This window comes from Novosphingobium sp. G106, from assembly GCF_019075875.1.
Taxonomy (GTDB): Bacteria; Pseudomonadota; Alphaproteobacteria; order Sphingomonadales; family Sphingomonadaceae; genus Novosphingobium.
Genome location: NZ_JAHOOZ010000001.1, coordinates 1,064,461 through 1,090,616 on the forward strand (window position 1 = coordinate 1,064,461; position 26,156 = coordinate 1,090,616).

Annotated in this window: 20 protein-coding genes, 1 tRNA gene and 2 pseudogenes; 14 read left to right on the forward strand and 9 right to left on the reverse strand. The window is 67.0% G+C overall.

Annotated features, from left to right (window positions below; all coding sequences use genetic code 11):
• The first annotated feature begins 7 nt into the window (after window positions 1-7).
• The 8 genes and pseudogenes from KRR38_RS05020 (at window position 8) to trxA (ending at window position 11,331) form a co-directional block, all read left to right on the forward strand.
• Window positions 8-2,361 (forward strand): annotated as a pseudogene (locus KRR38_RS05020) (PAS-domain containing protein).
• Window positions 2,358-2,807, forward strand: a complete 450-nt coding sequence (tsaE, locus tag KRR38_RS05025) for a tRNA (adenosine(37)-N6)-threonylcarbamoyltransferase complex ATPase subunit type 1 TsaE (protein WP_217399220.1) — start codon at window positions 2,358-2,360, stop codon at window positions 2,805-2,807. The pseudogene KRR38_RS05020 and the gene tsaE overlap by 4 nt, the downstream one beginning before the upstream one ends.
• Entirely contained in the window at window positions 2,798-3,784 is a 987-nt protein-coding gene (locus KRR38_RS05030) for an aminoglycoside phosphotransferase family protein (protein ID WP_217399222.1), read from the forward strand. The genes tsaE and KRR38_RS05030 overlap by 10 nt, the downstream gene beginning before the upstream one ends.
• Entirely contained in the window at window positions 3,781-4,500 is a 720-nt protein-coding gene (locus KRR38_RS05035) for a nucleotidyltransferase family protein (protein WP_309140976.1), read from the forward strand. The genes KRR38_RS05030 and KRR38_RS05035 overlap by 4 nt, the downstream gene beginning before the upstream one ends.
• Window positions 4,493-5,353 carry a hypothetical protein gene (locus tag KRR38_RS37680; RefSeq protein WP_375293408.1) on the forward strand — a complete coding sequence of 287 codons (861 nt, stop codon included), beginning with the start codon at window positions 4,493-4,495 and terminating at the stop codon, window positions 5,351-5,353. The genes KRR38_RS05035 and KRR38_RS37680 overlap by 8 nt, the downstream gene beginning before the upstream one ends.
• Before the next feature lie 62 nt (window positions 5,354-5,415).
• Window positions 5,416-7,470 carry a PD-(D/E)XK nuclease family protein gene (locus tag KRR38_RS05040; protein ID WP_375293409.1) on the forward strand — a complete coding sequence of 685 codons (2,055 nt, stop codon included), beginning with the start codon at window positions 5,416-5,418 and terminating at the stop codon, window positions 7,468-7,470.
• Window positions 7,467-10,931 carry a double-strand break repair helicase AddA gene (gene addA, locus KRR38_RS05045; RefSeq protein ID WP_217399224.1) on the forward strand — a complete coding sequence of 1,155 codons (3,465 nt, stop codon included), beginning with the start codon at window positions 7,467-7,469 and terminating at the stop codon, window positions 10,929-10,931. Before KRR38_RS05040 ends, addA begins: the two co-directional genes overlap by 4 nt.
• 79 nt (window positions 10,932-11,010) lie before the next feature.
• A complete protein-coding gene (gene trxA / locus KRR38_RS05050; protein WP_217399226.1) occupies window positions 11,011-11,331 on the forward strand; it encodes a thioredoxin in 321 nt (106 codons plus the stop codon).
• Here trxA and KRR38_RS05055 read toward each other — a convergent pair.
• Together KRR38_RS05055 and argJ are read right to left on the reverse strand one after the other, a co-directional pair.
• The gene (locus KRR38_RS05055; RefSeq protein ID WP_309140977.1) at window positions 11,328-12,128 is read right to left on the reverse strand and encodes an inositol monophosphatase family protein; all 801 of its coding nucleotides are present in this window, start codon (window positions 12,126-12,128) and stop codon (window positions 11,328-11,330) included. The genes trxA and KRR38_RS05055 overlap by 4 nt on opposite strands.
• A 10-nt stretch (window positions 12,129-12,138) precedes the next feature.
• Window positions 12,139-13,365, reverse strand: a complete 1,227-nt coding sequence (gene argJ / locus KRR38_RS05060; RefSeq protein WP_217399228.1) for a bifunctional glutamate N-acetyltransferase/amino-acid acetyltransferase ArgJ — start codon at window positions 13,363-13,365, stop codon at window positions 12,139-12,141.
• A gap of 125 nt (window positions 13,366-13,490) precedes the next feature.
• Between argJ and KRR38_RS05065 the strand changes: the two genes are divergently transcribed.
• The 3 genes from KRR38_RS05065 (at window position 13,491) to secA (ending at window position 17,361) form a co-directional block, all read left to right on the forward strand.
• Complete coding sequence (locus tag KRR38_RS05065) at window positions 13,491-14,108, forward strand: energy transducer TonB (RefSeq protein WP_217399230.1); 618 nt, start codon at window positions 13,491-13,493, stop codon at window positions 14,106-14,108.
• A gap of 142 nt (window positions 14,109-14,250) precedes the next feature.
• Complete coding sequence (locus KRR38_RS05070) at window positions 14,251-14,526, forward strand: hypothetical protein (RefSeq protein WP_217399232.1); 276 nt, start codon at window positions 14,251-14,253, stop codon at window positions 14,524-14,526.
• Between the two features lie 90 nt (window positions 14,527-14,616).
• On the forward strand, window positions 14,617-17,361 hold the full coding sequence (secA, locus tag KRR38_RS05075; RefSeq protein WP_217399234.1) for a preprotein translocase subunit SecA: 2,745 nt from the start codon (window positions 14,617-14,619) through the stop codon (window positions 17,359-17,361).
• A gap of 19 nt (window positions 17,362-17,380) precedes the next feature.
• On the opposite strand, the gene KRR38_RS05080 is transcribed toward secA, so the two are convergent.
• Window positions 17,381-17,557: a hypothetical protein gene (locus KRR38_RS05080; protein ID WP_217399236.1), complete on the reverse strand. Its 177-nt coding sequence runs from the start codon at window positions 17,555-17,557 to the stop codon at window positions 17,381-17,383.
• Between the two features lie 287 nt (window positions 17,558-17,844).
• Here KRR38_RS05080 and KRR38_RS05085 point away from each other — a divergent pair, with 287 nt between their 5' ends.
• Window positions 17,845-18,087: a hypothetical protein gene (locus KRR38_RS05085; RefSeq protein WP_217399238.1), complete on the forward strand. Its 243-nt coding sequence runs from the start codon at window positions 17,845-17,847 to the stop codon at window positions 18,085-18,087.
• A gap of 82 nt (window positions 18,088-18,169) precedes the next feature.
• Here KRR38_RS05085 and KRR38_RS05090 read toward each other — a convergent pair whose 3' ends face one another.
• The 4 genes from KRR38_RS05090 to KRR38_RS05105 all read right to left on the reverse strand — a co-directional run bounded on the left by KRR38_RS05090 (window position 18,170) and on the right by KRR38_RS05105 (window position 20,830).
• Window positions 18,170-18,355, reverse strand: a complete 186-nt coding sequence (locus tag KRR38_RS05090; RefSeq protein ID WP_217399240.1) for a hypothetical protein — start codon at window positions 18,353-18,355, stop codon at window positions 18,170-18,172.
• Window positions 18,356-18,502: 147 nt separating this feature from the next.
• On the reverse strand, window positions 18,503-18,841 hold the full coding sequence (locus KRR38_RS05095) for a hypothetical protein (RefSeq protein ID WP_217399242.1): 339 nt from the start codon (window positions 18,839-18,841) through the stop codon (window positions 18,503-18,505).
• A 1,041-nt stretch (window positions 18,842-19,882) separates the two neighbouring features.
• Window positions 19,883-19,957 (reverse strand) — tRNA-Asn (locus KRR38_RS05100).
• Window positions 19,958-20,050: 93 nt separating this feature from the next.
• Entirely contained in the window at window positions 20,051-20,830 is a 780-nt protein-coding gene (locus KRR38_RS05105) for an NAD kinase (protein ID WP_375293410.1), read from the reverse strand.
• An 86-nt stretch (window positions 20,831-20,916) separates the two neighbouring features.
• Between KRR38_RS05105 and KRR38_RS35835 the strand changes: the two are divergent.
• Together KRR38_RS35835 and KRR38_RS05110 are read left to right on the forward strand one after the other, a co-directional pair.
• Window positions 20,917-21,192, forward strand: a pseudogene (locus KRR38_RS35835) (diguanylate cyclase domain-containing protein); the annotation flags it as partial.
• 88 nt (window positions 21,193-21,280) lie between these two features.
• Window positions 21,281-22,228 (forward strand): EAL domain-containing protein, encoded by a 948-nt coding sequence (locus KRR38_RS05110; RefSeq protein ID WP_254514649.1) that lies wholly within the window; start codon window positions 21,281-21,283, stop codon window positions 22,226-22,228.
• On the opposite strand, the gene mfd is transcribed toward KRR38_RS05110, so the two are convergent.
• On the reverse strand, window positions 22,225-25,716 hold the full coding sequence (mfd, locus tag KRR38_RS05115) for a transcription-repair coupling factor (protein WP_217399246.1): 3,492 nt from the start codon (window positions 25,714-25,716) through the stop codon (window positions 22,225-22,227). The two genes, KRR38_RS05110 and mfd, sit on opposite strands and share 4 nt — an antisense overlap.
• Window positions 25,717-25,725: 9 nt before the next feature.
• Window positions 25,726-25,989 (reverse strand): succinate dehydrogenase assembly factor 2, encoded by a 264-nt coding sequence (locus KRR38_RS05120; RefSeq protein WP_217399248.1) that lies wholly within the window; start codon window positions 25,987-25,989, stop codon window positions 25,726-25,728.
• Between the last annotated feature and the right edge of the window lie 167 nt (window positions 25,990-26,156).

The window sequence follows — 26,156 nt, forward strand, 5'->3', positions numbered from 1 at the left end:
AGGCGCGATGATCCTCAGCCAGACCGCGCTTGTCCTCATCGGAATGCTGCTGGCAGCCTGGACGCTTGCGGCGGGCTGGGCGATCGTGATGGCGCGGGTACGCCAGCAACGCGCCGAGACCGGCCAGCGCGCCAGCCGGCGCCTCTCCCGAATGATCGACAGATCGCCGGCGCTGCCGCTGCTCGTGCGTGCCGACGGGCGGATCGAAGCGCCGCAGCGCCTGGCCAACTGGCTTGGCCTCGAAAGCGTCCCCCAGTTCCTCACCGAGCTCGATTCAGGCGATAAGGGCCTCACTGCCGAGCAACTCGCCGAGCTGACCGCCGAGGTCCGCCGCACGCAGAAGACCGCCGCTCCCTTCCGCATGGTGGCGACGCCGCGCGGCTCGCGGCGCAGCCTCGCACTGCGCGGGCATCTTGCCGATCCGCATGTCTCGCCCGGCGGCGCCGCGCTGGTCTGGGTGTTCGACTTCAGCGACAGCGAGAGCGAACTGGTCAAGCTGCGCGCCGAAGCAGCGCGCGCGCGGGGTGACTTCACCGCGCTGGTCTCGCTGATCGAAGCGGCGCCGATGCCGATGTGGTTCCGCGGCCCCGATGGGCGCCTCCGCCTAGTCAACTCGGCCTATGTCGCGGCCGTCGCTGGGAAGAACGCCGAAAGCGTGGTCGATGCCGGGACCGAACTGGTCGAGCGCGTCGACGGGCTCACCGCCTCGCAGATTGCGCTCCAGGCGGCGCAGCAGAAGCTGCCGATCGAGCGCATGGTCCACGTCACGATCGCCGGCCAGCGCCGCGCGCTGCGCGTCAGCGACCTGCCGCTCAGCGACGAGGGCATTGCCGGCTATGCGGTCGACGTCGAGGACATGGAAGAGCTGGGCCGCGAGTTCAAAGCCTTCCGCGACGCGCAGCGCTCGATGCTCGATCAGCTGTCCGCCGGCGTCGCCCAGTTCGACGCCAAGCGCCAGCTCACTTTCGCCAACCAGCCGTTCCAGCGCCTGTTCGCGGTGACCCCGGCTGCGGTGCTGAACCCGCCGCCGTTCGAGCGCGTGCTCGACATGGCGCGCGACGCCGGCCGCGTGCCTGAGACGCGCGATTTCCAGGTCTGGCGGCGCGAGAAGGCCGAGTGGTTCTCCGCCAGCGAAGCCCAGGAAGAAGCCTGGCCGCTGGCCGATGGTACTCATGTCCGCATCGTTGCCCAGCCGATGCCCGACGGCGGGTTGGTGCTCATTGCCGAGGACCGCACCGAACAGCTGCGCCTCTCGGCCGTGCGTGACACCTTGCTGCGTACCCGGACCGCGACGTTCGACAGCCTGTTCGATCGATCGCGGTCTTCGCGCCCGACGGGCGGATGCAGCTGTGGAACCGGCGCTTTGCTGCAGACTGGGGCCTCGACAGCGATTTCCTCGACACCCATCCGCATATCGAGGAACTGCTCAAACGCATCGCCGCGCGGCTGATGCGCCCGCCGCAGGCCAAGGGCGTCAGCAATGTCGTCCGCGCCGCGACGCTCGACCGCAAGCAGACCGGCGGGCGCGTGAACCTGGCCGACGGCCGCACGCTGGAGTTCGCCGGCGTGCCGCTGCCCGACGGCAACGGCCTGCTGACCGTGCTCGACATCACCGACTCGCAGAAGGCCGAGGAGGCCCTGCGCGAGCGCAACGCCGCGCTGGTCGAGGCCGACGCGGTGAAGACGCGTTTCCTCGCCAACATGAGCTATGAATTCCGCACGCCGCTGACTTCGATCGGTGGCTTTGCCGAGCTGCTGCAGGCGGGCCTCGGCGGTGATCTTTCGCCGACCGGGCTGGAATACGTCACCGCTATCCTCACTTCGGTCGAGCGGTTGGGTGAAGAGATCGAAAGCGTGCTCGATCTGGCGCAGAGCGAAGCGGGCATGCTGCCGCTGATCCGCGAGGAGATGGAGCTCATGCCCTTCATCACCAAGCTGGTCGAGGAGCGCGAGGTCCGCATCCAGCGCGAGGGGCTGACGCTCGACCTGCGCGGCGACAAGAGCTCGGGCCGGATTTCCGCCGATCCGCGCCGGCTCGGCCGCGCTATCGGGCACCTGCTCGACAATGCTGTCGCGGCGACGCCCAACGGAGGGCGCATCCTCGTCGAGCTGTCGCGGCGCAAGGTAAAAGGCGGCGACCTCGCGCGGATCGTCATTTCGGACAACGGGCCCGGCATGGACGCGGCTTCGGTCGCCCGCGCGCTCGAAGGCCTCAAGGTCAGCGCCGACGGCAAGGCGGTCGAGCGCCGCCAGGGCCTTGGCCTGCCGCTCGCCAACAAGCTGATCGAGGCACACGGCGGTACGCTGGAGCTGCTGTCCGAGCCCGGGCAGGGCACCGCGGTGATCGTCGAGCTGCCGTGAGGCTGGACTTGCCCGATCTCGCGGCGATGACGCGGCTGGGCGAGGCCATTGCCGCCGTGCTGAAGCCCGGCGATGTTGTCGCGCTCTCGGGCGGGCTCGGAGCCGGCAAGACGACCTTGGCGCGCGCGATCATCGCGGCTTTGGGGCACGAAGGCGAGATACCTTCGCCCAGCTTCGCCATTATCGAGATCTACGATCCGCCCGCGGTGCGGTTGCCGCTGGTCCATGCCGATTTCTACCGCCTGAAACACCCGGCCGAGGCCGAGGAGATCGGCCTCGACGACTACCGCCAGGGTGCCGCCCTGCTCGCCGAATGGCCCGAGCATGCCGGCGGTTTCGCCCAAGAGTCCGCCTGCCTCGCGATTGCGCTGGAAGTTGAGGATGATGGGAGGATTGCGATTGTGGAAGCAGGGGCGGATTGGCTAGGGCGGCTGCCATGTCCGTAAGCTTGCCCGATGGCATCGACACCTTCCTGGAACAAGCCGGCTGGAACGGCTGCGCGATCGAGCCGCTGGCCGGCGACGCCTCGTTCCGCCGCTACTTCCGCATCCGCCGCGGCGAAAGCTGCGCGATGCTGATGGACGCGCCGCCGCCCAACGAGAATCCCGAGCCCTTCCTGCGCGCCGCCAAGTGGCTGGATGCCAACGGCATGCGCGCGCCGCGGATACTGGCTGAGGATGCGCCGCGCGGCCTGGTGCTGCTCGAGGATTTCGGTCTGGACCGGATGCGCGACTACCTCGACGACTCGCCCGCCGATGAGCGCGAAGTCTATCGCACCGCGGTCGAGGTGCTGGTCGATCTCCACCGCCTGCCGCCGGGGCCGTTCGCCGAATATTCGATGACCGAGTATCTGCGCGAGGTGCAACTGCTGACCGACTGGTATTGTCCGGCGCAGAACCTTCGGGTCGATGGCCCGGGTTATGTCGCGGCCTGGGACGAGGTACTGAAGCCGCTGCTGCCGCGCCAGTGCCCCGGCGTCACGGTGCTGCGCGACTACCACGCCGAGAACATCATGCTGCTCGGCAAACTCGACCAGCAGGGGCTGCTCGATTTCCAGGACGCGCTGATCGGGCACCGCGCCTATGATCTCGTCTCGCTGCTCCAGGATGCACGGCGCGACGTCTCGCCCGAGCTCGAGGCCGAGATGTTCGACCATTACCTGCAGAAGAGCGGCGAACCGGCGGAGGACTTCTTCGCCGACTATGCCCGGCTCGGCGCGCAGCGGAACGCGAAGATCGTGGGCATCTTCGTCCGTCTGTGGAAGCGCGACGGCAAGCCGCGCTATCTCGACATGATCCCGCGCGTCTGGGCGCTGATGGAGCGCGACCTCAGGCATCCTGCGCTGGCGCCGGTCGCGGCCTGGTTCGACGCCAATATTCCGGCCGAACTTCGCCAAGCCGGCGGTGGGAGCTACGCGCTGTGAAGGACCTCGCCAGCGATACCGCGATGGTCATGGCAGCAGGCCTCGGCAAACGCATGCGCCCTTTGACCGCGAGCCAGCCCAAGCCGCTGGTCCGGGTCAATGGTAAGGCACTGATCGACTACAGCCTCGATGGCCTGGCCAGTGCCGGCGTCGCCAACGCGGTGGTCAACGTCCACTATCTCGGCGACGCGCTCGAGGCGCACCTCGCCGCGCGCAAGAAAGGGCCGGCGACTACCATTTCGGACGAGCGCGACCTGCTGCTCGAAACCGGCGGCGGCATGGTCAAAGCCGCACCGCTGCTGCCCGATCCGTTCTTCTGCCTGAACAGCGACAATATCTGGCTCGACGGCCCGCAGAACGTGTTCCGCGAGCTGTCGAACCGCTGGAATCCCGATCAGATGGACGCGCTGCTGCTGGTCGTGCCGCATGCCCGGGCGTTCAACTACCAGGGCAAGGGCGATTTCCATCTCGATCCGCTGGGCCGCATCACCCGGCGGCGGACTGGCCGGATCGCGCCATTCATCTACACCGGCATCCAGATCGTCTCGAAGCGCCTGCTGCGCGATGCGCCCGAAGGGCCGTTTTCGACGAACGTGCTCTGGGAGCGGGCGATCGCGGAGGGCCGGCTGTTCGGGCTCTCGCATACCGGGCTGTGTTGCGAAGTGGGCGACCCTGCGGCTATTGCCCCGACCGAGGCCCTGCTGACCCGTGCCTGACAGGCCGGGACCGAACATCTACTCGATCGCCGCGCACCGCGGTTTCGCCGATGCGCTGGTCGCCGGGCTGATCCCGCGCTACGCCGACGGCGACCTCGGACTGGCGCGGCTGACCTTGCTGCTGCCGAGCCGCCGCGCGGTGCGGACGGTGACCGAGGCGTTCATTCGCTTGTCCGGTGCAGGGATGCTCTTGCCGCGCATGGCGGTAGTCGGCGATCTCGATCTCGACGAGACGCTGGGTGCTTTGCTAGATCCGCTCGGTGCCGGCGCCGAGATCGCGCCCGCTGCCGATCCGACGCGGCGCTGGCTGCGGCTGGCGCATTTCCTGACGCTGGTCGAGGGCGAGAAGGCGGGGAAGGGCGCGGCCTTGCTGCGCCGGGCTTTCGACCTCGGTCGGACGATGGACCGGCTGCTGGTCGAGGGCATCGCGCCGATCGATCTGATGTCGGAGGAGGTGGTCGGCATCGTCGGCGATCTTGCCGGGCACTGGCAGGACTCGACGCGGACCTTCCTGATGGTCCAGCAGTACTGGCTGGCCGAGCTGGCGGAGCGCGGCGAGGTCGATGCGGCGACTCGGCGAAACACACTTTTCGACTATGCCGCGGCGCGCTGGCTGGAGAATTCACCGCCGAATCCAATAGTTGCGGCAGGCGTGACTTCGGCGTCGCCGGCGCTGGCCAGGCTGCTGCGTGTGGTTTCCGAGCTGCCGCGCGGCGCGGTGATCCTGCCCGATCTCGACCTTTCGCTCGATCCGAGGTCTGGGACGCGCTCGGCAACGCCGGAAAGGCGGCAGATGTTGACGGTAGCCAGTTCGGCCGCAATGACGCCGCAACCCACCTGCAGTACCACCTGAAACTGCTGCTCAATCGCATGGGCGTGGCGCGAAACGAAGTGCAGCCGTGGCACCGCGCGGGTATGTCCGCGGCCGAACCGGCACGAAGCCGGGCGATCTCGAACCTGTTCCTGCCGCCAGCTGCCTCGGCGCGCTGGGTGGACCTGCCTGCCGATCAACGCCGGCTGTCGGGCGTGCGCTTGATGGAAAGCGCGCATCCAGGCGAGGAAGCGCAAGCCATCGCCATCCTGATCCGCGAGGCACTGGAAGTGCCCGAGAAGCGCATCGCGCTGATCACGCCCGATCGCGGCTTGGCGGGGCGGGTCGTCGCGCAGCTTCAGCGCTGGGGAATCGAGGCCGACGATACCGCCGGCCAGCCGCTGCCGCAGACTGCCGCCGGGCGCCTGCTACTGCTGCTCGCCGAACTGCTCGCCGAGGACGCGGCGCCGGTGCCGCTGCTGGCGGTGCTGACCCATCCGCTGGTTGCGGCCGAGGCGGATCGTCCGGCGTGGCTCGAAAATGCGCGCAAGCTCGATCTCCGGCTGCGCGGTCCGCGCCCCGCCTCCGGGCTGGAGCCGCTGCGCGCCATCGCCGAACAGGCGAACCTGCGCGACTGGTGGGCGGGTGTCGAAACCACTCTGGGACCGCTGTTCACCCTCGTTGGCGAGCTGCCGCTGGCTTTGCAGCTCGAAACACTGGTCGGCGTCGCCGAGGCCCTCTGCGGCACCCAGCTCTGGGCCCGGCCCGACGGCCGCGCGCTGTCGGCTTTCGTCGAGGAACTGCGCGAGGCGGCGCGGGCCGCGGGCACCCTGCTCGATCCGCGCGAGCTCCACGCCGCCCTGCGCGACGCGATGGACCGCACCGCCGTGCGTCCACCCTGGGGCGGGCACCCGCGCGTCGCGGTCTATGGCCTGATCGAAGCGCGGATGAGCCGCGCCGACCTCGTCATCTGCGGCGGCCTGACCGAGGGTGTCTGGCCCGCCTCGCCATCGCCCGATGCGCTGCTGCCGCCGGCCGTGCTGCGCGCGCTTGGCGTGCCTGGCGCCGACTTCCGCATTGGCCTCTCCGCGCACGATCTCGCCGCCGCGCTCGGCGCGCCCGAGGTGGTGCTGAGCCATGCCCAGCGCGATGAGGGCGCCCCGGTGATCCCTTCGCGCTTCATCCTTCGAGTCAAGGCAATGCTAGGTGATCTTGAGAAAGGACATCAGGAAGTCGAGGCGGTGCGCCTCGCGCGCCAGATCGACGATGCGCCGCCGGCGCCGCGCTATCCGCGCCCCCAGCCGATGCCCAGCGCCGAGCAGCGCAAGGTCGAGATCGCCGTCACCGGACTCGACCGGCTGCGCGGCGATCCCTACCAGTTCTACGCCAGCTCGGTCCTGCGGCTGTCCTCGCTCGATCCGCTCGACGCCGAGCCCTCGGCAGCCTGGAAGGGCACGGCGGTCCACGCGATCCTCGAACGCTGGCACGATGAGGGCGGCGACCTCCTGACGATCGCCGACGAGGAACTCGACAAGATGAGCGCGCACCCACTGATGCGCACGCTATGGCGGCCGCGGCTGGTGGCGGCGCTTGCCTGGATCGGCGAGGAAATCGCCGAACTGCGCGGCGAGGGGCGTGATGTCATCGCCAGCGAGCGCAAGGGCGACATGCTGGTCAAAGGCATCCGCATCCACGGCCGCGCCGATCGCATCGACAGGCTGGCCGACGGCAATCTCGCCGTGGTCGACTACAAGACCGGCCGGCCGCCTTCGGGCGCCATGGTCCAGGAAGGCTTCGCGCTCCAGCTCGGCCTGATCGGCATGATCGCGGAAGCCGGGGGATTCGAGGGCGTTTCGGGCAAGACCGAGCGGTTCGAATATTGGTCGCTGTCGCGCGATCTCAGGCAGCGCGACGAAATCCGTTTCGGCTTCCGCGACGAGCCGATCCTCGAAGGCCGCCGCAAGACCGGCCTGCCACGTGAGGAGTTCATCTCGACCACTGCCGGCTATCTCGTCGACGCGATCGACCGCTGGATCCTCGGCAACGAGCCCTTTACCGCGCGGCTCAACCCCGACATCGGCGGCTACAACGACTACGACCAGCTCATGCGGCTCGACGAGTGGCTGGCGCAGCTCGGCGGGGAGGGGGACGCGGCATGACCGGTCCTGCCAAAGTCCATCCGCTGCACGGCAACCAGATGCATGCGGTCGAGCCCGACGAAACCGTCTGGCTTTCGGCCTCGGCGGGCACGGGCAAGACGCAAGTGCTGTCCTCGCGCGTGCTGCGGCTGCTGCTCCAGCCGCATGTCGAGCCGTCGCAGATCCTCTGCCTGACGTTCACCAAGGCCGGCGCGACCGAGATGGCCGCACGGATCAACGGTACGCTGGCGGAGTGGGTGCGTCTGCCCGAGCCCGCGCTGTTCCAGCGGCTCGAAGCGATCGGCGCGCCTTCGGGCCCCGACACTCTCGCCCGCGCCCGCACGCTTTTCGCCGCGGTGCTCGATTGCCCGGGCGGCGGGCTGCGCATCGATACGATCCACGCCTTCGCACAGTGGCTGCTCGGCGCCTTTCCGCACGAGGCCGGGCTGATTCCCGGCACCCGGCCGATGGAGGACCGCGACCGCATCCTGCTGGCGCGGCAGGTCCTCGCCGAACTGCTGACAGAAGCGGAGAGAGAACCGCTCGGCGATCCGCAATTGCTGACGGCATTGGTCGACCTCAGCCTGCGCATGGGACCGGATGACGTCGAGGTCTATCTGCTGCGCTGCGCCGAGGCGCGCGAGGCCTGGTTCGGACCGGGCTCCTGGCAGGAGCCGATGCGGCCGCGGATCAACCAACTGCTGGGCCTGCGGGCCGATGCCGACGCCTCGCATGTTGCGGAACTTTGCGGCGATGCGCTGTTCGACTTGAGAGCGCTCCGCCGTTGTCTCGACGCCAACAGAGAGTGGAAAGCCAAGACCGGGCAAGATGCCGCTTCGGTCATCGCCGACTGGCTCGACTGCGCACCTGAAGTCAGAGCGCGCGGGCTCGACGGGCTGTACGGCGTGTTCTTCACCCAGAAGGGCACGCTGCGTTCGACCACCTCGCTGGAAAAATTCGATCCCGACTATGCGTCCTACGCCGCGGACGTCGGTGAATGTATTGCCAAGGCACGGGCCTTGGCGAGCCTGCTGGCATTGGCGGAACGCCTTGTTCCCGCGCTGCGGCTCGGCCGCGCCTTTGCGTTGGCCTGGGACGAAGCCAAGCAGCGCGAGGGACTGATCGATTTCGACGATCAGATCCGCCAGGCCGCGGCGCTGCTCAGCACCTCGGGGCTTTCCGACTGGATCCGCTACAAGCTCGATCGCCGGTTCGACCATATCCTCGTCGACGAGGCGCAGGATACGAACAGCGCACAGTGGCGGATCATTGATGCGCTGACGGGCGATTTCTTCGCGGGGCTGGGTCAGCATGACGGCAAGCTGCGCACGCTGTTTGTCGTCGGCGACTACAAGCAGGCGATCTTCCGCTTCCAGGGGACGAGCCCGGAGAATTTCGAGGCCGCGCGGCGGCGCGTGCGCGATTCGATGTTCGGCGCGGCCCGGAATGCCGATGCGCTGCCCGGCCGAAGCGCGGCCAAGGAGCTGCTCGAACTTGGGCTCGACCGTTCGTTCCGTACCGCGCAGCCGGTGCTCGATTTCGTGGACGAGGCAATCGCGGCGATCGGGCATGGAAGCTTCGGCCTAGCCGAGGCGCCCGAGCGGCATGTCGGCGAGAAGCGCCCCGGCTATGTCGCGCTGTGGCGGCCGATCGGGCAGCAGGGCGATGCCTTCGACGATTACGAGGAAACCGAAGAGGGCGAGGAGGGCTGGCTTTCGCGCCCCGACCGCCAGCTCGCGGAGCGTATCGCGCAGCAGGTCCGGCACTGGATGGATCACGGCTTTCCGCTGGTCAAAGGCGGCGAGCGGCGGGCGACGCCGGGTGATGTCATGGTCCTGGTGCGGCGCCGGCGCGAGCTGGCCGGGCTGATCGTTGCGCGGCTGCACGCGGCGGGGGTGCCGGTGGCCGGTGTCGACCGGCTGCGGCTCGGCGCGCCGCTGGCGGTGCGCGATCTCGTCGCCGCGCTGCGCTTCGCCGCACAGCCGCTCGACGATCTCAATCTCGCCTCGCTGCTGGTCTCGCCGCTGATCGGGTGGAGCCAGGATGACCTGCTCGAACACGGGTATCGTCTCAAAGGGGCGCGCTTGTGGGTGCATCTGCGCGCTAGCGGGCATCCGGTGGTGGACAAGTTGAACGAATTGCTCGCGCTGGCCGATTTCCGGCCGCCGCAAGCGCTGCTGCACTGGCTGCTCGTCGGGCCGTGGCAGGGGCGGCAGAAGCTCGTCGCGCGGCTCGGGCGCGAGGCCAACGATCCGATCGACGAATTGCTCAACGCCGCCTCGGCCTATGCCGCCAGCTCGACGCCTAGCCTCGTCGGCTTCCTTGCCTGGTTCGACGCTGGCGAGGGCGAACTGAAGCGCGAGGCGGGCGGAGGCGGCGATCTGGTGCGGGTGATGACCGTCCACGGCTCGAAGGGCCTGCAGGCGCCGATCGTCATCCTCGCCGATGCGACGGGAAATCCCGCCAATCCGCGGGGACTGCGGCTCGATCTGCCCGATGTGCATGAGGTCGAGCGCAAGATCCCGCTGCCCAGCCTGCGCAAGGAGGAACGCGTCGGGCGCATCGCCGAGCATCACGCCGCGGTCGAGGAGGCCGAGGCGCAGGAACACTGGCGGCTGCTCTATGTCGCTATGACGCGTGCGGAGGAGGCGTTGTTCATCGGCGGGGCGCTGTCGGCGCGTGAGAAGGAGCCGGCCGAGACGAGCTGGTACGCGCAGCTCCGCCTGTTGTTCGGCGCCGACGACTGGATCGAGGATGGGGTCTGGTCGGCGCGGCTCGAATGGGGCGCGCTGGCGCCGCTGGCGGGCGAGGCCAAGCCGGTGTCCGCGCAATTGCCTTTGCCCGAACCGCTGCCGCGCTGGCTCGCCGCGCCGCCGCCGGCCGAACCGCGCCCGTCGCGCCCGCTCGCGCCGTCGTCGCTGGGCGAGGACGTCTCGTCCGATCCGCCCTACCCGCCGGGCGCGGGCAGCGAAGCCGCGCGGCGCGGCGTGCTGATCCACAAGCTGCTCGAACGATTGCCCGAAGTCGCGCCCGATGATCGCGCTGCAGCGGGGAGTCGCTGGCTGGCGCGCAACGCGGCCGAACTCGATCCGGCGCAGCAGGATGACCTGCTCGCTTCGGTGCTCGGGGTTCTGTCGAACGACGAATGGCGCGGCCTGTTCGCATCCGCAGGCCTGGCCGAAGTGCCGATCGCCGCGCTGGTCGGCGGGCAGGTGGTATCGGGTACGATAGACCGCCTGCTGATCGAGCCTGGTCGCATCCGGCTTGTCGATTTCAAGACCGCGCGGCGGCCGCCGGCAAGCCTTGCCGAAGTGCCCGTGGCCAGCCTGCGGCAGATGGCCGCTTATGTCGCGGCGCTCGAAGCGGCCTATCCGGGACGCAGTGTCGAGGCGGCATTGCTCTACACCGCTGCGCCGCGACTGATCGCGCTTCCGGCGGAGGTTCTGGCGCAGCACAAGCAGGCCTTGCTGGCAGCGGAGTAAAGCTTTTCGCCGCTGCCGTTGCGATCGCGGCGCGCGCCCCTAGATTGCAGACCAATAGTTTATCCAGGAGTTTACCCTCATGCCGACCAAAGCCGTGACCGACGCCAGCTTTTCCGCCGATGTGCTCGAATCGAGCACGCCGGTGCTGGTCGATTTCTGGGCCGACTGGTGCGGCCCGTGCAAGATGATCGCCCCGGCGCTCGAAGAGATCGCCGAGGAACTCGAAGGCAAGGTGACCATCGCCAAGATGGACATCATGGAGAACCAGACCATTCCTGGCCAGATCGGCGTCCAGTCGATCCCGCTGATGGTGCTGTTCAAGGACGGCAAGCCCGTCGCCCAGAAGCTCGGTGCCGCGCCGAAGAGCCAGCTCAAGGGCTGGCTGGAAAGCGTCCTCTAAATCGCGCTCATGCGCGCGGCGAGCTGGTCCCACAGGGCCGGGCTTGCCGCGCCGAGCAGGCCCTTGCGATCCTCGTCGACGCGATAGGGCGTACCATCGGGGCGTGCCGCCTTGCCGCCAGCCTCGTTGACGAACAGCACGCCCGTCGCGTGATCCCAGGCCAAGGTCCGCTCGAAGATCGAGACGTCGTTCTCACCCAGCACGAGCCGCGGATACTGCTCGGCTGCGCAGCGCGGGATGTCGACCAGGCTGTAATGCGGCGCGATCTGCGTCTTGAGCGCGATGCGCTTCTCGGGGTCGGCGAAAACCAGCGAGATCGCCGCGATCGGCGGCTCGGCGCCCGTGATGCGCGCCGTTACTCTCTCATCACCGATAAAGGCGCCCTGGCCACGGTGCGCGTGGCAGAGCCTGTCCTTCAGCGGATCGTAGATCCACCCGGCGACAGTCTCGCCCGCCTCGGCCAGCGCGATCAGAATGCCGAAGGGCGGTTTGCCCGCGGCGTAGTTGTTGGTGCCGTCGATCGGATCGACGATCCAGCACAGGGCGTCGCCGAGCTTGCCCATAAGGCTGGGATCAGCGGCTACCGCTTCCTCGCCGACGATCGTCGCTTCAGGCAGCAGCCTGGCGAGGCCTTCCGAAAGGATCGCCTCGCTCTCGGTATCGGCCACCGTGACGAGGTCGTCGGCCGCCTTGTCCTTGATCTGGCTGGCGGTCAGCGTCTGGTAATGCGGCATGATCGCACGGGCGGCTGCATCGCGCATCACCGCGGCGACGGCCTGGGTCAGGGCCTGAGTCACGAGCGCCTCCTCAGCTACGATAGTCGGCGTTGATCGAGATGTAGCCGTGCGTCAGGTCGCAGGTCCACACCGTCGCGCGGCCTTCGCCGAGCCCGAGATCGACCTCGATCGTCACCTCGCGGCCCTTGAGATGCGCGGCGACCGGAGCCTCGTCGTAGTCGGCCAGCGGTTGCCCGTCCTTCGCCGCCCAGGTGCCGCCGAAACCGATCGACAGCTTGTCGCGATCGGCCGGCTCGCCGGCCTTGCCAACGGCCATGACGACGCGGCCCCAGTTGGCGTCCTCGCCGGCGATCGCGGTCTTGACCAGCGGTGAGTTGGCTATGGCCAAGCCGACCCGCCGCGCGCTCTCGTCGCTGACTGCGCCCGATACGGTGATCTGGATGAACTTCTGCGCGCCTTCGCCATCCTTGACCACGAGATGTGAGAGCTGGCGGCAGACGTCCTCCAGCGCCGCGGCGAAGGCATCGGCGCCGGGGTCGTCGAACGAGGCGAGGGGGGCATTGCCTGCCTTGCCCGTGGCGAAGGCCAGCACGGTATCGCTGGTCGACGTGTCGCTATCGACGGTGATGCAACTGAAGGTCCTGAGGTTCGCGGCCGAAAGGCACTCCCGGAGGAAGGCGGGTTCGACCGCGGCGTCGGTGAACACGTAGCCGAGCATCGTCGCCATGTCGGGCGCGATCATGCCGCTGCCCTTGATGATCGCGGCGAATTCGACCCGCTGGCCGCCGACGATCGCCGAAGCGGTCGCGCCCTTGGCGAAGGTATCGGTCGTACCGATCGTCTTGGCGGCGTCTTCCCACGAGCAGGGCTCGGCAGTCAGCGCAGCCTCCACGCCCGCGCGCGCCTTGTCCTTGGGCAGCGGCACGCCGATCACCCCGGTCGAGGAAACGAACACCTCGCTGGGTTCGCAGCCCAAGTGCCCGGCAACCTGCCCCATGACTTGCTCGACAGCCTCGCGCCCACGATAGCCGGTGAAGGCGTTGGAATTGCCGGCATTGACCACCAGTGCCCGTGCGCGCCCGAGCACGGCCTGCTCGCGCCCCAGTTCGACCTCGGACGAGCAGCAGACATTCCTGGTGAACACGCCCGCGACAGCCGTGCCTTCGTCCAGTTCGACATAGGTCAGGTCGCAGCGGCCCCAGTCCTTGTAACCGGCGCGGGCGATGCGCGGCGTCACGCCGGCAATGGCAGGCAGTGCGGGGAAGGGCGTGGCGAGCGGGGAAATTGCGTCGGACATGGCTCGGCGATTATGCGCAATCGGGGAATTGGGCAATCGTCTGCGCAAGCGACATGGCGCCAATCTGGTGGCGGTTTCGGAAGTCGCCGGCTTTACCTAGTGCCGAGTTCGAGGCAGCAAGGCGCATGCCCTTTACACGCTCGCTTCTGATCGTTGTTGCGGTCACGGGACTCACTCCTGCGGCGGCCGCCCCGCCGCGTGGCGCCCAGCCGATCGGCAGTCCCGGCCGTTGGGTCACGACCAACGACTATCCCACGGATGCCGTCGCGCAGCGTGCCGAGGGGACCACGGCATTCGCGGTCAAGGTCGCCCCCGACGGGCAAGTCATGGACTGCCAGATCAGCGAGAGCAGCGGATCGGAAGCGTTCGATCGCAGGACCTGCGAACTCGTGTCCCTGCGCGCATGGTTTGATCCTGCGATTGACGGCGAAGGCAAGCCTGCCGAGGGTTACTACTCCAATCGAGTCCGCTGGAGGCTTCCCGCAGGAGAGGTTCCTTCCTCGATTACGGTCAAACCACCGGTAGAGGGCGACACCGTGATAAGCTATGTGGTCGAGCCTGATGGCAGCATTGGTCGGTGTACGGTGGAGAGGCGTGATGGAGGTAATAACGCATCGTTCTCCCGCACGCTTTTGGCTTGTCCTGCGGGGCAGAAAACGAAGCCCTTCCTCGATGCGCAGGGCCAGCCAATACGACGCCGGGTCCGTATCCACGACAGCATAACCTTGGAACCTGCCATGTGATGACGTCCGCGGCGCGCGTCCGGGCAAGTCACGGCCGCGGGGCATATCGAGCCTGCGCCGTGAGCGTAAGATGTCCGAGATCCGGTCGCGGTTACGACGCTACTGGACTTTAGCCGCAAATTCCCCTAACTGCTTGCGCACGATGACCCGCATTCTTCTTGCCCTGCTTGCGCTGCTCGGTTTCGCCGCGCAGACGGCACATGCCGAAACCGGCATGCGCGGGGTCGGTACTGCGCAGGTCGGGACGGTGCAGGCGCAAGCCGCTCAGGCCCGTGTCGCGGTTGCCCGGGCGCAGGATTGCGCGGCGCCGATCATGCAGCAGACGGTCCGGATCGCAGGCTGCCTGCCGATCGCGCTGACGCCGACCGAATGGCGGGCCTGGACGGTTCTGCCCGGGATCGACCGCGCGCGCGAATAGCGCGCCGGCCGTCTTTTGATCCCCGCCTGGTGCTGCCTGAAGGCGGCGCCCGTTACGTCATACAAACCATCTCCACGTCAGGAATTCGCTATGTTCGGGGCACTCGCCAAGGCCGTTTTCGGCTCGTCCAATGACCGCTACGTCAAGTCGCTCGACAAGATCGTCAGAGAGATCGCCGCCTATGAGCCCGCGCTCGAAGCGCTGAGCGAAGAAGAGCTGATCGGCCAGACGGCCAAGTTCCAGGCCGCGCTGGCCGCGGGTTCGACGCTCGACGATATCCTGCCCGAGGCCTTCGCCACGGTGCGCGAGGCGGGCAAGCGCGTGCTCGGCATGCGGCACTTCGACGTGCAGATGATCGGTGGCATCGTCCAGCACCGCGGCGAGATTTCCGAGATGCGCACGGGCGAGGGCAAGACCTTGGTGGCGACGCTCGCGGTCTATCTGAACGCGCTCGAGGGCAAGGGCGTCCACGTCGTCACGGTCAACGACTACCTCGCCCGCCGCGACGCCGACTGGATGGGCCAGATATACCGCTACCTCGGCCTGACCGTGGGCGTGATCGTGCCCAACCTCTCCGAGGACCAGCGCCGCGAGGCTTATGCCTGCGACATCACCTATGCGACCAACAACGAGCTCGGCTTCGACTACCTGCGCGACAACATGAAGCACGAGCGCGGCCAGATGGTCCACCGCCCCTTCAATTATGCGCTGATCGACGAGGTCGATTCGATCCTGATCGACGAGGCGCGCACGCCGCTGATCATCTCGGGCCCCACCGACGACAAGTCCGAGCTCTACATGCAGGTCGACGCCGTGGTGAAGCGGCTCGTGCCCGAGGACTACGATGCCGACGAAAAGACCAAGAACATCACCCTGACCGAGGACGGCGTCGAGAAGGTCGAGCGCATGTTCGAGGACGCGGGCATGCTCGAAGGTTCGAACCTCTACGACATCGAGAACACGCAGGTGGTCCACCACCTCGACCAGGCCCTCAAGGCCATCGTCATGTTCAAGCGCGACATCGACTACATCGTCAAGGACGACAAGGTCGTCATCATCGACGAGTTCACCGGCCGCATGATGGACGGCCGCCGCTGGTCGAACGGCCTGCACCAGGCGGTCGAGGCCAAGGAAGGCGTCCGGATCGAGCCCGAGAACCAGACGATGGCCTCGATCACCTTCCAGAACTACTTCCGCATGTACCCCAAGCTGGGCGGTATGACCGGCACCGCGGCGACCGAGGCGCCGGAATTCTTCGACATCTACAAGATGAACGTCGTCACCATCCCGACCAACGTGCCGGTGCAGCGCATTGACGAGGACGACGAGTTCTACAAGAACACCAACGACAAGTTCCAGGCCATCGCCAAGCTAATCAAGGAGCGCAGTGAGGCAGGGCAGCCGCTGCTCGTCGGCACCGTGTCGATCGAGAAGTCGGAACTGCTCTCCGAGTTCCTCCGCCAGGAGAACGTGCCTCACAACGTGCTCAACGCCCGCTTCCACGAGATGGAGGCGCACATCGTCGCTCAGGCGGGCCGCGTCGGCGCGGTGACGATCGCCACCAACATGGCCGGCCGCGGCACCGACATCCAGCTGGGCGGCAATGTCGAGTTTCGCACCGAGGACGAGCTCAAGGACATGCCGGAAGGTCCCGAGCGTGACGCCGCGGTGGCCAAGATCAAGGCCGAAGTGGCCGAGCAGCGCCAGCTCGTGCTCGCCGCCGGCGGGCTCTGCGTGATCGGTACCGAACGTCACGAAAGCCGCCGCATCGACAACCAGCTGCGCGGCCGTTCGGGCCGCCAGGGCGATCCCGGCATGTCGAAGTTCTACCTCAGCCTCGAGGACGACCTGCTGCGCATCTTCGGGCCGGACACGCTGTTCGCGCGCATGATGAACAGCAACCTCGCCGATGGCGAGGCGATCGGCTCGAAGTGGCTGTCGAAGGCGATCGAGACCGCGCAGAAGAAGGTCGAGGCGCGCAACTACGACATCCGTAAGCAGGTCGTCGAATACGACGACGTGATGAACGACCAGCGCAAGGTCATCTACGAGCAGCGCGCCGACATCATGGATGCCGAGACCGTCGACGACGTCGTGGTCGACATGCGCAACGACACGATCAACGCGATCGTCGCCGATGCCTGCCCGGCAGGCTCCTACCCCGAGCACTGGAACACGGAACAGCTCAAGGAGCGGGTCGGCGACGTGCTGGCGCTCGACCTGCCGATCGATGCCTGGATGGACGAGGACGGCCTCGATCCCGAAGTGATCGAGGAGCGCATCGCCACGCTCGCCACCGAGAAGATGGAAGCCAAGATCGCGGCCAACGACGAGACCGTCTGGCGGCAGGTCGAGAAGAGCGTGCTGCTCGACCGGCTCGATCACTACTGGAAGGAGCACCTCGCTACGCTCGATGCGCTGCGCCAGGTCGTGTTCCTGCGCGCCTATGCGCAGAAGACGCCGATCAACGAGTACAAGCAGGAAGCCTTCGGGCTGTTCGAGAAGATGCTGGAGTCCATCCGCGAGGACGTGACGCGCATCCTGACCACGAGCGACCTCCAGTTCTCGCCGGCACCCGAGATCGGCCTGCCCGAGCTACCTGATTTCCTGACCGGGCATATCGATCCCTTCACCATGCCGCCGCCGAGCGGCGAAGTGTCGGCGTCGCCGGTGTTTGGCGCCTCGCCGACGAGCGCCTTCGGTCTCGCCGAGGCGGGGGTGGCCCTGGCCGAGGCTGGCGGCGATCCCTATGCCGGGCAGAACCTCAGCCGCAATGCGGTCTGCCCCTGCGGCTCGGGCAAGAAATACAAGCACTGCCACGGCATAGCTGGGTAAAAGGGCGCCGGGTAAACGATCAGGCCGCGAGCAGCAGGTCGCAGCGCAGCACCGGTATGGTCCGCTTCTTGGCGAAGGATCGGGCCATCTGCTGCGAGTACCAAGCGCTGTAGCCGGGGAGGGCAGTTTCGGAGACCGGGTTGCCGGTGAAGGCGGCCTGCCCGCTGACGCCGAAAAGCTTGCCGATGATGTTCATGCCTGGTCTCCGATCACGCGTTCCGCCGGCGCGGCGGCTTGATGAAGCCCTTATGGCGATGGTTAACATTCCCTTCGGTGGCGGGACGCACGGGCAGAATGTGTTTTTTGCCACGCGGGCGGGAGGGCTGCGCACCCGAGCCGGTGTCCATGCGCGATAAAGCGTACGCTTGGTCGGTTTACAGCCCCTTTGGCCTTGGTTATCGCCCACCTTGCGCGCCTGCGCCGTGCGGATTCTTCCCCAAGGATTCGCGCTGGCCGGGCGCGATCGTCTTGGAAGGAGTTTCGATGAAGAATATGATCAAGGGCGCGGCGCTCGTCGCGATGGCGGCGATGGGTCTGAGCCTCAGCGCTTGCGGCGGCGGATCGACCAATGCCAATGCCGCGGCGACGCCCGATCCGGCCGACCAGACCGCAGCGTCGATCGATGCAGTAGCGCCCGCGCCGGTCGAATCGGCTCCCGCGTCCGAAGCCGCCGCTTCCGAGGCTCCCGCCGCTGCGGCAACCGCTTCCGAAGCCGCCGCGCACTAAGCACGCCAGCTCGAACGCAGAAGGCCGGTTCTCTCAGGGGAGAGCCGGCCTTTTTCGTGCTCTGCCGGCTGTCGGACGACGTTTATCCGCCGCGTTTGATCATGGTGACTTCGTCCGAAATGACCTGCGTGGCTTGGGCGATCGCTCTCGAAACCCGGTCACCGATAGTGAACGACAAAATCGCCATGCACCCGCAGGCCAGCACCAGCAGCAGTGCAAATTCCGCCGCCATGACGCCGCGATCATCTTGAAGGAAGCGGTTGAGCATCGCAGTACGTTAATGCTCAAGGTCGTTCATTTGAACCCATTTTCGAACGAATATGCCCAGAATTAGGTGTCCATCAACGGAACGTGTGCATCAGTGGCACCGGTGAGGGCAGAAACCGTGCCCGGGCCACCGCGTTTGGACTGGCCTTCAGAACAGTTCGATGTCGGTCGCGCCAACGTCTTCGAGTGCCTTGATCAGCGCCGGCAACGCCGCATGCCTGACCGGCACCGTCAGTTGGATCGAGCCGTGAAGCGGTGCATCGGGCCGCTCGCTGTGGCTCGGCGCGCCAGCCGCATGGTCGCCGCCGCTGGCGATCACACCGGCGCTGTTCTCGGCGTCGACCGGCTCGACATAGATGAACGCCGGGTCGATCCTGTATTCCTGCGTTAGATGTTCGATCGCCAGATCGGCATCGGCGCGGGTGCGAAACACGGCGGTCAGGCCATCGAGTTCGCGGCGGATTTCGGTTTGTTCGGGCAGGCCCATGGCAGCCTCCTCATTGGGAACGCGCGCGTCCTGCGGCGGCGTTCCGGGACCCGCAAAGTACCACGTTCCGGTAGCCGGCTCCACTCCCGGTAGCCAGGTTCTTGGCGGTCCCATTTCGGGTAAACCGAACCTGACATTGAGAATTGCCAATTCGTAAGCGGCGCAGGGCGATGGCATGCCATATGCCCGTCAACGGGTCCGACACCACTTACGTGTTTCGCATAACAAGGTCGCACGAATGGCATCATCGAATTGGGAGGATCGCCCTTACGGCCGCAGAAAACGCGGTGCGTTCAAGAGCATTTGCCTGGGCCTGGGATTGGGCCTTTCCCTTGGTTACGGGATTCTCCATCTGGCTAACCTGGCGCCTCTTCGCGGCTTTGCATGCGCGAAGCTCCCGGCGTTCGCCAACGCGCTGTCTTGCTACGATTAGAGATTTTTCCGCCGCCGACGGCAGTCAAACGGGTTCATGAGCGACCCGGATAGCCCCGGCGCCACCTGGAACGTCGTCGGCTTTTTCGCGGAAGCGCCCGACATTCGTGATCTCACGCGGCTGCCCCCGCTTCGGCGGGGGTTTCTTTTCGCACGTTGAGAATACACAATTAGCTCTTGCCCCACGGAAGGCTACGGATTGCGCGCGGGCGCGGGAACGCTTGCCAAGAGCATAGTAGGACCCTTGGACTTAGGCCCTCGCTTCGGCGGGGGTTTTCTTTGGTCGATCTCCGGCACGCACTCGCCAAGTGGCGAGGGAGCATCGAATGGGTTTCTGCGGCGCTATGTGAGCAGTCAAGGTGCCAGCCGCAGAGCCGCCGTTCCCGCATGGAATTGATGAGAAGGGGATGCCTACCCAGACTGTATTCGAACAGACTGGACGCCTTTACTCGCTGCTTGAGGAGGCCTGAGGCTGCCGGACTAAAGGTAGACGCCTATCGTGCCATTTGGGATGAAGCGCGACCGATCCAAATGGTGTCCCGGTGTGGGGGCTGCTTCCGAGGGGACAATCAGAATATCTAGTATTCTCAATCTCACGCGAGAGAGAATTGGCTCCCTGAGTAGGATTCGAACCTACGACCAAGTGATTAACAGTCACCTACTCTACCGCTGAGCTATCAGGGAGCAGCCCTCTCGGGCAGGTGTGCGCCTATAACAGCGTCGGATGGTTTGGCAAGATGTGGCGGAGACAAATTTCGCCCGATTGCGGCCAAGTGTCTAAGCCTGGAACTGTTCGGCGAAAATTCGTTCCTCGAGGCTGGCGCCGGGATCGAACAGCAGGGTCAGTTCCTTGTCGCGCGCGGTCGAGATGCGCACATCGCGGACGTCGCGAATCTCCTTCTGGTCGGCGACGACCGAGACCGGCCGCTTGCCCGGCTCGCGCACGCGGAATTCCACTTCGGCGCTGTCGGGCAGGATCGCCCCTTTCCAGCGGCGCGGGCGGAACGGGCTGATCGGGGTCAGCGCCAGCATGTTGCAGCCCAGCGGCAGGATCGGCCCGTTGGCGGAGAGGTTGTAGGCCGTCGATCCTGCAGGGGTCGAGACCAGCACGCCGTCGCCCGCGAGCTCTGCCATGCGGACCTTGCCGTTGATCTTGACCTCAAGCTTTGCTGTCTGGCGCGTCTCGCGCAGCAGCGAGACCTCGTTGATCGCGTAGAAGCTAAATTCGTCGTCGTCCTGGGTGACCGCGCGCATCTCCAGCGGGCGCACTCCGATCTTGCGCGCGCGGCCGATCCGTTCGGCGATCGTGCGCTTGTGGCTGTTCTTGTTCATCAGGAAGCCGACCGTGCCGAGGTTGATGCCGTAGCAGGGACGGATCCAGTTCTTGTCGAGCATCTCGTGAAGCACATGCAGCATGAAGCCGTCGCCGCCGAGCACGACCAGCGCCTCGGCTTCGCCGGCCGGGACCCAGTCATGTGCATCGCGCAGCGGGCCGGCGCCTTCCTGCGCCTTGATGCTGTCCGAAACCACCAGGGCCAGCTTGAGGTCATTGCTCACGCGCCGTTTTCTCCACATCTTCTCGGGCGCGAGGGCTGTGGCAAATCGAACGCTTTGGCAAGGCCTTCCGCGTATATGAAGATCCAATGACGGAGTCGCGCATTCCAGACCTTGAAGCCCCGCGCGACGCGGTAACCGGCCTGCCGGCGATCGAAACCGTGCGCGGCCGGCTCGAGGACTGGCTGGCAGAGGCTGCGGAAGAGGGCGAGCCAACCTGCGTCCATGCGCTGCTGCTGGGGCTGCGCCGCGTCGATGCGGTCAACCTCGCCTATGGCGAAAGCACCGGCGATGCCGCGCTGGCCGAAGTCGCGGCCCGGATCTGCCGTTTCGCCGAGCACGAACTCGACGGCCCCTGGGTCGCGGCACGCGGCGGTGGCGGCAATTTCCTGCTCGCCGCCAACGAAGCCTGCAGCCGCGAGCGCTGGCAGCTTTTCGCCGAGCACCTTGCTGATGTCGTCGCCCAGTCGATTCCCGCCTCGGTCGGTTTGCTACGCCTCTCGCCGCGGCTGGCACTGCTGCGCGGCGTGGCCGGGGAAAGCGCCGGAATCGATCCTCGACCGGCTGAGCCATACGCTGGGCAGCCGGCGGCTCCAGAGCGGGCGCATCGCCTGGGTCGACGGCGCCGCCGCGCCGCCGGGACGCACCGCGGCACAGCTCGAGGCCGACCTGCTCGTCGCGATCGACCGCGACGAGATCGAGATCCTGTTCCAGCCGCAATTTTCCTGCACCGACGACCGTCTGACCGGAGCCGAGGCGCTGGCCCGCTGGCGCCATCCCTCGCTCGGCCGCATCGGCGCTGCCGCGCTGTTCGGGGTGGCCGACCGCACCGACCATGTCGCGCCGCTGTCACGCCATATCGCCCGCCGCGCGCTGGCCGCGGCGGCTGCCTGGCCGGCCGAGCTGCGGCTCTCGCTCAACGTCACGCCCGCGGACCTTGCGGCGCCCAGCTATGCTGAAAAGCTCATGTCGATCGTGCGTGAAAGCGGGTTTCCGCCTGACCGGCTGACGCTCGAAGTCACCGAACAGGTCCTGCTCAGCGACGTCCACGCCGCGGCCAGGACGCTGGGCCAGCTCGCCGCTGAAGGCATGCGCGTCGCACTCGACGATTTCGGCGCGGGCTTCTGCAACTTCCGCTACCTGAAGCTGCTGCCGCTGGACTACCTCAAGCTCGACCGCTCGATGGTCGACGGCATCGCCGAACAGAACCCGCGCGACCTCGCCGTTCTGCGCGCGATCGTCGCCATGGCCGGCGCGCTGGACCTCCAGGTGATCGCCGAGGGCATCGAGACCGAAGCCCAGCGCCTGCGCATCACCGAGGAAGGATGCGCCTTCTACCAGGGCTTCTTGCGGGCGAAGCCGATGGGGACGGGGGAGTTCTTGGCGCTGGCAGAGGCCTAGGCCGCTGCCTTCTTCGCGATCGCGCTCAGCCCCTTGGTCAGCTGCACCAGCCCGTTGAGCCGCGCCTTGGGATCGCCCCAGACACGTGTCACCACCAGCTTGCTGTCGGGCCGTAGCTTGATCGTGCCCTGGAGGCGCTCGGCATAGGCGATGAGGCCCATCGGGTCGGGGAACTGGTCGTTGTGGAAGCTGACCAGCGCGCCTTTTGCGCCGACGTCGATCTTGGCGATGTTGGCTTCGATCGCCTGGCGCTTGATCTCGATCAGCTTGATCAGGTTCTCGGTCGGCGAAGGCAGCGGGCCGAAACGGTCGATCATTTCGGCCGAGAGCGATTCGATTTCCTGCTGGTTCTCCGTGTCGTTGAGCCGGCGGTAGAGCGCCATGCGCACGGCGAGGTCGGGCACGTAGTCCTCGGGGATCATGATCGGCGCGTCGACGGTGATCTGCGGGGACAGCGCCGACCGTTCGCGCTCCAGCCCCATCTCGCCGGCCTTGGCCGCGAGGATCGCGTCCTCGAGCATCGACTGGTAAAGTTCGAAGCCGACCTCGCGGATATGCCCCGACTGCTCGTCGCCCAGCAGATTGCCCGCGCCGCGGATGTCGAGGTCGTGGCTGGCGAGCTGGAAGCCGGCGCCGAGGCTGTCGAGGTCGCCGAGCACCTTGAGGCGCTTCTCGGCGACCTCGGACAGTGCCTTGTCGGCCGGCGTGGTCAGATAGGCATAGGCGCGCAGCTTGGCGCGGCCGACGCGGCCTCGGAGCTGATAGAGCTGAGCCAGGCCGAAACGGTCGGCGCGGTGGATGATGATCGTGTTGGCACTGGGGATGTCGATCCCGCTTTCGACGATCGAGGTCGACAGCAGCACGTCGTACTTGCCTTCGTAGAAGGCGCTCATCCGCTCCTCGACCTCGCCGGCGCCCATCTGGCCGTGGGCCGAGATGTATTTTACCTCGGGCACGGCCTTGTGCAGCCAGTCCTCGATCTCGGCCATGTCGGCGATGCGCGGGACGACGATGAAGCTCTGGCCGCCGCGGTGATGCTCGCGCAGCAGCGCCTCGCGCATGACCATCTCGTCCCATTCCATGACGTAGGTGCGCACGGCGAGACGGTCGACCGGCGGGGTCTGGATGGTCGAGAGTTCGCGCAGACCCGACATCGCCATCTGCAGGGTGCGCGGGATTGGCGTGGCGGTGAGCGTCAGAACGTGGACGTCGGTGCGCAGCTGCTTGAGGCGTTCCTTGTGGTTGACACCGAAGCGCTGCTCCTCGTCGACGATGACGAGGCCGAGCCGTTTGAAGCTGACCGACTTGGCCAGGATCGCGTGGGTCCCGACGACCACGTCCATCGTCCCGTCGGCGGCCTTGGCGCGGGTTTCCTTGGCCTCCTTCTCGGGCACGAGCCGCGAGAGGCGCCCGATATTGAGCGGGAAGCCGGCGAAGCGCTCGGAGAAGCCCTTGTAGTGCTGGCGGGCGAGCAGGGTGGTCGGCGCGACGACCACGACCTGCTGGCCAGCCATGGCCGCTACGAAAGCCGCGCGCATCGCGACTTCGGTCTTACCGAAACCGACGTCGCCGCAGACCAGGCGGTCCATCGGCTTGCCTTCGGCCAAGTCCTTGAGCACGTCCTCGATAGCGTGCTCCTGGTCGTCGGTCTCTTCCCAGGGGAAGCGGTCGACGAACTGGTCGTAGGTCGCCTGGTCAGGCAGCAGCACCGGCGCCTGGCGCAGCGCCCGCTTGGCCGCGGTCAGCAGCAGTTCGTGCGCGATCTCGCGGATGCGCTCCTTGAGCCGCGCCTTGCGCCGCTGCCAGGCCTCGCCGCCGAGCTTGTCGAGCGCGACGCCCTCGCTCTCGCTGCCATAGCGCGAGAGGACGTCGATGTTCTCGACCGGGATGTAGAGCTTGTCGCCGCCGGCATAGGTCAGCATCACGCAGTCGTGCGGGCTTTTGCCCACGGGGATCGACTGGAGGCCTTCGTAGCGGCCGATGCCGTGGTCCATATGGACGACGAGATCGCCCGGGGTGAGCGCCGAGAGCTCGGCGAGGAAGGCGTCGGCGTCCTTCTTGCGCTTCTTGCGGCGGACGAGCCGGTCGCCGAGGATGTCCTGCTCGGTGACGAGGTCGATCTCGGCATTGGCGAAGCCGGTTTCGAGCGGCAGGACCAGCGCGACCGGGCGGCCCTTGGCGGCGAGGCCGAGCGCTTCCTGCCAGCTATCCGCCAGCGCCGGTTCGACTTTCCCGGCTTCGCTGAGGATCGCCGCCAAGCGTGCGCGGCTGCCTAGCGAATAGGCGGCGATCAGCGCCTTCTTGCCCGACTTGCTGACCGCTTGCAGGTGCTTTGCAGCGGCCTCGTAGACGTTGTCGCCCGAACCCCCCGAACTTCTGGCGCGTTCAGGGGCGAAGTCGCGGCCGCTGGTGAAGCCGAAGTCGACCGCCTTGGCGCTTTCGGGCTGGGCGAAGATGTCGGCGCGGTGGACCGGCCAGCCGGAGAGCTGCGCGTCGATTTCCTCGCGCGTCAGGTAGAGCGCTTCGGGTTTCAGCGGGCGGTAGGAGCCCGGCGCCTTGCCTGACGTGTCCGTCCTTGCGGCGAAATAGTCGGCGATGTCGGTCAGCCGCTCGTCCTCGGCGCCCTGAGCCGAGCTGTCGATGACGATGAGGTCGTCAGTCGACAGGTGGTCGAACAGCGTGACCATGCGGTCTTCGAACAGCGGCAGCCAGTGTTCCATGCCCGCGAGCCGGCGCCCGTCGCTGACGGCCTGGTAGAGCGGGTCCGAGGTCGCGTTTGCTCCGAACAGCTCGCGGTACTGCGTCCGGAACCGCTTGACGCTGGTCTCGTCGAGCAGGGCCTCGCTGGCAGGGAGCAGCAGGTGTTCCGGCACCGTCCCGGTCGAGCGCTGGGTGTTGGGATCGAACAGCCGCAGCGTTTCCAGCTCGTCCCCGAAGAAGTCGAGCCGCAGGCCCTGTTCGAGGCCCGAGGGGAAGATGTCGAAGATCGATCCGCGCACGGCGAACTCGCCGGCGTCGGCGACGGTGTCGGTGCGCGAATAGCCCTGGCGCTGGAGCAGCGCGATCAGGCTCTCGCGGCCGATCTCCATGCCCGGCTTGAGCAGTCGCACCGATTCGCGGATGCGGAACGGGGTCAGCACGCGCTGGAGCAGGGCGTTGATCGTGGTGACGAACAGCTGCGGGCCACCAGCCTTGGCTTGCAACCGGTGCAGCGCGGAGAGGCGCTTGGCGCTGACCGACAGCGCCGGGCTGGCGCGGTCATAGGGCAGGCAGTCCCAGGCGGGAAACTCGACGACGTCGAGTTCAGGCGCGAAATAGGCCGCGGCATCGGCGATGGCGCGCATCGCCGCATCGTCGGGCGCGACGAAGACGGCACGGCCCTTCGCGGCGCGCGCAAGGTCGGCCAGGACCAGCGGCTGCGCGCCGCGGGCGATGGCCGACAGCGTCAGCGGCGTCTTGGCGGAAAGGATGCGGTTGAGATCGGGCATCGAACGAGGTCAGCGGGGAATTTCGACGTAATCCAGCTTTTGTATCAGCGACATGAGTTCGCCGGCGTAACGCTCGGGAACTTCCGCAGTGCCAAGGGCCCAGGCGAGAATGTCGTGGTCTTCCTCTTCGATCAATTCCTCGAACCAGACGATCTCCGTCTCGGACCAACCGGCGTGGAAGCGGTCGAAGAAGCAGCCGATCATGTAGTCGGCCTCGCGCGTGCCGCGGTGCCAGGCGCGGAACTTGATGCGGTTCAGGCGGTCTGAAGTCATGGCTGGCGGGTAGGGGAACTTCGCTACCCACACAAGACCGTCACCCCTGCGGAGGCCGGGGCCCAACCGACGTTGCATCGTCGCATCTTCCGTTTCAAGAGGAGAGGTTGGCTGGACCCCTGCCTTCGCAGGGGCGACGGCTGGATTGTTGGGCAGGGCAAGCTATA

What these genes read in the sequence shown, in the direction of transcription:
- KRR38_RS05080 (WP_217399236.1), bottom strand. Translation starts at nt 17,557, where the DNA reads ATGAACATCATCGGCAAGCTTTTCGGCGTCAGCGGGCAGGCCGCCTTC.
- KRR38_RS05110 (WP_254514649.1), top strand. Translation starts at nt 21,281, where the DNA reads ATGTCGTCGCCCAGTCGATTCCCGCCTCGGTCGGTTTGCTACGCCTCT.
- addA (WP_217399224.1), top strand. Translation starts at nt 7,467, where the DNA reads ATGACCGGTCCTGCCAAAGTCCATCCGCTGCACGGCAACCAGATGCAT.
- KRR38_RS05030 (WP_217399222.1), top strand. Translation starts at nt 2,798, where the DNA reads ATGTCCGTAAGCTTGCCCGATGGCATCGACACCTTCCTGGAACAAGCC.
- KRR38_RS05040 (WP_375293409.1), top strand. Translation starts at nt 5,416, where the DNA reads ATGTCCGCGGCCGAACCGGCACGAAGCCGGGCGATCTCGAACCTGTTC.
- KRR38_RS05090 (WP_217399240.1), bottom strand. Translation starts at nt 18,355, where the DNA reads ATGCTCAACCGCTTCCTTCAAGATGATCGCGGCGTCATGGCGGCGGAA.
- KRR38_RS05095 (WP_217399242.1), bottom strand. Translation starts at nt 18,841, where the DNA reads ATGGGCCTGCCCGAACAAACCGAAATCCGCCGCGAACTCGATGGCCTG.
- trxA (WP_217399226.1), top strand. Translation starts at nt 11,011, where the DNA reads ATGCCGACCAAAGCCGTGACCGACGCCAGCTTTTCCGCCGATGTGCTC.
- secA (WP_217399234.1), top strand. Translation starts at nt 14,617, where the DNA reads ATGTTCGGGGCACTCGCCAAGGCCGTTTTCGGCTCGTCCAATGACCGC.
- KRR38_RS05070 (WP_217399232.1), top strand. Translation starts at nt 14,251, where the DNA reads ATGACCCGCATTCTTCTTGCCCTGCTTGCGCTGCTCGGTTTCGCCGCG.
- mfd (WP_217399246.1), bottom strand. Translation starts at nt 25,716, where the DNA reads ATGCCCGATCTCAACCGCATCCTTTCCGCCAAGACGCCGCTGACGCTG.
- KRR38_RS05085 (WP_217399238.1), top strand. Translation starts at nt 17,845, where the DNA reads ATGAAGAATATGATCAAGGGCGCGGCGCTCGTCGCGATGGCGGCGATG.
- argJ (WP_217399228.1), bottom strand. Translation starts at nt 13,365, where the DNA reads ATGTCCGACGCAATTTCCCCGCTCGCCACGCCCTTCCCCGCACTGCCT.
- KRR38_RS05120 (WP_217399248.1), bottom strand. Translation starts at nt 25,989, where the DNA reads ATGACTTCAGACCGCCTGAACCGCATCAAGTTCCGCGCCTGGCACCGC.
- KRR38_RS05065 (WP_217399230.1), top strand. Translation starts at nt 13,491, where the DNA reads ATGCCCTTTACACGCTCGCTTCTGATCGTTGTTGCGGTCACGGGACTC.